The following is a 4,304-nucleotide window of genomic DNA, read 5'->3' on the forward strand; positions in this document are numbered from 1 at the left end:
TCAAGCCCGTCCGGCGATTGAGGACAAAGCGTGGCCGCAGGCCACCCGCACCCGCACCCGGCGCACGGCCGCGTCACGCCTCCGTGGAGTCCACCGGCTCGTGGTCCTCCGACTCGTACAGTTCGAACCAGATCGACTTCCCCTCCCCCCGCGGATTCACCCCCCACGCGTCCGCCAGCACCTCCATCAGCACCAGCCCGCGCCCGCTGGAAGCGAGCTCGCCGGGACGGCGCCGGTGCGGGAGTTCGTCGTTCACGTCCGCCACCTCCACCCGCAACCGCCGGTCGCCGCGTTCGCCCGCCGCCTCGGCGACCAGCAGCGCGTCCCCGTCCGTGTGCACCAGGACGTTCGTGACCATCTCCGAGACCATCAGCACCGCCGCGTCGACCTGCTCGTCGTCCGACCAGTCGTGCAGCAGGTCCCGCAGCTGCCGCCGCGCCCCCGCGATCCGCTCCGGTTCCGCCTGCGCGATCGTCAGCGCCGTGCGTCGCGGCGGCGGCTGCCGGTCGGCGCGGGGCTGGGAGCCGTCCCGCGCGAGCAGGACGAGCGCGATGTCGTCCTCCCGGTGCTCCGGCAGCGGGCCCGTCATGTAGTGGGAGCCGGGGCCGTGCACCACGCCCATCAGCGCGTCCGCCAGCTCCTCCAGGGACGAGCCCGTGTCCCCCTCCAGCACCGGCCGCAGCCGGTCCCAGCCGGTCGCCAGGTCGTGGCCGCCCGTCTCGACGAGCCCGTCCGTGCAGAGCATGAGCAGCTCCCCCGGCTGGAGCGTGATCTGCGTCGTCGGATAGTCGGAGTCCGCCTCGATGCCCAGCGGCAGCCCGCCCGCCGTCTGCCGGATGAACGCCGTCCCGTCCGGCATGCGGAACACGGGGTCCAGATGTCCCGCCCGCGCGATCTCCAGCGTCCCGTTCTCCGGGTCGACCTCCATGTACAGGCAGGTGGCGAAGCGCGGTCCGGTCTTCTCGTACTCCTCGTCGGTCATGGCCGCGTCCGCGGAGCCGTCCGCGGCCACGCCGTACGGTGCCACCGCCCCCGTACCCCCGTCGCTCTCCGGCCCCGGGAACTGCCGCATCCCCGCGAGGAACCGCGACGCCCGCGACAGCACGGCGTCCGGCCGGTGCCCCTCCGCCGCGTACGCGCGCAACGCGATCCGCAGCTGGCCCATCAGCCCCGCCGCCCGTACGTCATGCCCCTGTACGTCCCCGATGACCAGCGCGAACCGCCCGCTGCCCCGCCCCTCCGCCTCGGTCGTGCCGCCCGGCAGCGGGATCATGTCGTACCAGTCGCCGCCGACCTGGAGCCCGCCGCCCGTCGGCACGTACCGCGCCGCCACCGACATCCCCGGGATGTCGGTGTTCAGCGTCGGCATCATCGAGCGCTGGAGCCCGAGCGACAGCTCGCGCTCGCTCTCGGTGACCCCCGCGCGCGCCAGCGCCTGCGCCAGCATCCGCGCCACCGTGTTCAGTACGGAGCGCTCGTCCGGCGAGAACGCCACGCGGTTCTTGAACGCGGCCATCCACGTGCCGAGCGTGCGCCCCGCGACGGTCAGCGGGAGGAAGGCCCAGGAGTTGCGCGCGAACGGCTCGATGCGCGGCCAGATGTCCGGGTAGCGCTCCTTGTACGACTCCGCCGTCGGCAGGTAGATCGCCCGGCCCGTCCTGATGACCTCGGACGCCGGGTAGTCGGACTCGACCGTCAGGCTGGAGAAGTCGTCCGCGTCCGCCAGCGTGTTCCCGAGGAGGCCGACGATCCGCAGCGCCTCCTGCGACGGCGAGGTGCTGAACACCGCGAGACCGTCCGGCGAGAAGCCCGGCATGGACAGCGACGACGCGACCCGCAGCACCTCGGCCGTGGAGCGGGCCTCCGCCAGCGCCCGCCCCGCGTCGAGCAGGAACGCCTCGCGGGACCTGCGCCAGTCCCCGGTGATCGAGCTGCCCTCGATGGCGGTGCCGGGACGCGGCTCGGCCACCTCCTGGAGGGTGCCGATCAGCTCGTACACCTGGACCCCGTCGGGCAGTGTCCTGACGACCGGTTTGGACCGCGCCCGTACGGTACGGAGCACCCGGCCCTTCTCGTTCATGATCCGCAGCCGGGCCTCGGCGAGGGTCCCCTCCGTGACCGCGAGGCTGACGATGCCCTGGATCTCGTTCCAGTCCACCGGGTGGAAGTGGGAGCGCGCGCCGGACGCGGTGAGGGAGGCCGGTTCGGCGGGCAGGCCGAGGAGCCGGGCCGCCTCGGCGTCCAGGGTGACGCGGCCGGTCGCGTCGTCCCAGCGCCAGATGCCGGTCGCGATCGCGGCCAGGACTTCCTCGGTGCGCATTGTCACACTTTATGAACATCTGTAGAGCAAACGCCAATGAGGAGGCCTCAGCGGCGGGCGATAAGGTTATGGCGGTCACACACAAGCGCTGTTCAACCACCATGACCCCGAGTTGCGAAGACTGGATGAAAGACGATGCATCGGTACAGGTCCCACACCTGCGGCGAGCTCCGCGCCTCTGACGTCGGCACCGACGTCCGGCTGAGCGGCTGGCTGCACAATCGCCGAGACCTGGGCGGCATCCTCTTCATCGATCTGAGGGACCACTACGGTCTCGTCCAGCTCGTCGCCCGTCCCGGCACCGCCGCGAACGAGGAGCTGTCCAAGCTCACGAAGGAGACCGTCGTCCGTATCGACGGCACGGTCTCGGCGCGCGGCGCGGAGAACGTGAACCCGGACCTCGCGACCGGTGAGATCGAGATCGAGGTCTCGGAGGTCGAGATCCTGGGCGCGGCCGGCCCGCTGCCCTTCACGATCAACGCCGAGGACGGCGTCAACGAGGAGCGGCGCCTGGAGTACCGCTTCCTCGACCTGCGCCGCGAGCGCATGCACCGCAACATCATGCTGCGTACGGCGGTCATCTCCGCCATCCGCCACAAGATGACCGCGCTCGGCTTCAACGAGATGGCCACGCCGATCCTCACCGCGGCCTCGCCCGAGGGCGCCCGCGACTTCGTCGTCCCGTCCCGGCTGAACCCCGGCAAGTTCTACGCGCTCCCGCAGGCCCCGCAGCAGTTCAAGCAGCTGCTGATGGTCTCCGGCTTCGACCGCTACTTCCAGATCGCGCCCTGCTTCCGCGACGAGGACGCCCGCGCGGACCGCTCGCCGGGCGAGTTCTACCAGCTCGACGTCGAGATGAGCTTCGTCGAGCAGGAGGACGTCTTCCGGCCGATCGAGAAGCTCATGACCGAGCTGTTCACCGAGTTCGGCGAGGGCCGCGAGGTCACCTCGCCCTTCCCGCGGATCCCGTTCCGCGAGTCGATGGTCAAGTACGGCAACGACAAGCCGGACCTGCGCGCCAAGCTTGAGCTGAGCGACATCTCGGACGTCTTCGAGGACTCCGACTTCAAGGCGTTCGCCGGCAAGCACGTGCGCGCCCTGCCGGTGCCGGACACGGCCGGCCAGTCGCGGAAGTTCTTCGACGGCCTCGGCGACTACGCCGTCGGCCTGGGCGCCAAGGGCCTGGCCTGGGTGCGGGTCGGCGACGACGGCGCGCTCAGCGGGCCGATCGCCAAGTTCCTGACCGAGGACAACGTCAAGGTCCTCACCGAGCGCCTCTCCCTCGCCCCCGGCCACGCGATCTTCTTCGGCGCGGGCGAGTTCGGCGAGGTCTCCAAGATCATGAGCGCGGTCCGCGTCGAGGCCGCCAAGCGCGCCGGGCACTTCGAGGAGGGCGTCTTCCGGTTCTGCTGGGTCGTCGACTTCCCGATGTACGAGAAGGACGAGGAGACCGGGAAGATCGACTTCTCGCACAACCCGTTCTCGATGCCCCAGGGCGGCCTGTCCGACCTGGAGACGAAGGACCCGCTGGACATCCTGGCGTGGCAGTACGACATCGTCTGCAACGGCATCGAGCTGTCGTCCGGCGCGATCCGTAACCACGAGCCCGAGCTGATGATCAAGGCCTTCGAGATCGCCGGCTACGACCGCGACACCGTCGAGCACGAGTTCGCGGGCATGCTGCGCGCGTTCCGCCTCGGCGCCCCGCCGCACGGCGGCATCGCGCCCGGCATCGACCGCATCGTGATGCTGCTGGCGGACGAGCCGAACATCCGCGAGACGATCGCCTTCCCGCTCAACGGCAACGCCCAGGACCTGATGATGGGCGCGCCGACGGAGCTGGACGAGTCGCGGCTGCGGGAGCTGAACGTGGCCCTGCGGAAGCCGGTCGCGAAGTCGGGCGAGTAGCGGGGGTACGCCCGCGCGGCGGACGGAACGTCCGAGGAGGGGCCAGGAACCGGTACCGGTTCCTGGCCCCTCCTCG

General features: G+C 70.9%; 2 protein-coding genes. One reads left to right on the forward strand and one right to left on the reverse strand.

Annotated elements, in window-relative coordinates; genetic code table 11:
* Positions 1–73 precede the first annotated feature (73 nt).
* A complete protein-coding gene (locus GT042_RS13930; protein ID WP_161309022.1) occupies positions 74–2,320 on the reverse strand; it encodes a SpoIIE family protein phosphatase in 2,247 nt (748 codons plus the stop codon).
* 135 nt (positions 2,321–2,455) lie between these two features.
* On the opposite strand from GT042_RS13930, the gene aspS reads away from it, so the two are divergent.
* A complete protein-coding gene (gene aspS, locus GT042_RS13935) occupies positions 2,456–4,228 on the forward strand; it encodes an aspartate--tRNA ligase (RefSeq protein WP_161309023.1) in 1,773 nt (590 codons plus the stop codon).
* Positions 4,229–4,304: the final 76 nt, after the last annotated feature.

Origin of the sequence: Streptomyces sp. SID3212 (assembly GCF_009865405.1) — a bacterium.
In the GTDB taxonomy this organism is placed as follows: domain Bacteria; phylum Actinomycetota; class Actinomycetes; order Streptomycetales; family Streptomycetaceae; genus Streptomyces.

Excerpts from the sequence above, each read along its gene's own strand:
- GT042_RS13930 (WP_161309022.1), bottom strand. The coding sequence starts at position 2,320 with ATGCGCACCGAGGAAGTCCTGGCCGCGATCGCGACCGGCATCTGGCGC.
- aspS (WP_161309023.1), top strand. The coding sequence starts at position 2,456 with ATGCATCGGTACAGGTCCCACACCTGCGGCGAGCTCCGCGCCTCTGAC.